1 protein-coding gene is annotated in these 237 nt (G+C 67.9%); it reads right to left on the bottom strand.

Going from position 1 to position 237, the window contains the following annotated elements; translation table 11 throughout:
- Positions 1-225, bottom strand: a 225-nt coding sequence (locus ADK57_RS19335; RefSeq protein ID WP_159050100.1) for a homocysteine S-methyltransferase family protein, incomplete at its 3' end; no start/stop codon positions are given.
- Positions 226-237 lie beyond the last annotated feature (12 nt).

The raw sequence follows: 237 nt of genomic DNA, 5'->3' as shown, positions 1-237 counted from the left end.
GGCGAAGTACGCCTCGTGGACGGAGCGGACGATGTCCGGGCGGGTCAGGTTCAGGATCTCGTTGCAGCCCTCGAGATTCTCGAAGTCCTCCAACGTGGGGTCCTGCGCCTGGAGCATGGTGCCCATCGCTCCGTCGGCGACCACCACACGGGAGGAGAGCGCGTCTCGGAGTGCGGACACACGGGCCCGGCTGTCGGCGGAAGGGGTCGGCGGCACAGAGGCCATGAAAAGGGCTCC

The organism is Streptomyces sp. MMG1533 (genome assembly GCF_001279775.1).
GTDB lineage: Bacteria > Actinomycetota > Actinomycetes > Streptomycetales > Streptomycetaceae > Streptomyces.
The sequence above is the reverse complement of the archived record's forward strand: the minus strand, read 5'-3'. Positions and strand labels throughout refer to the sequence as shown.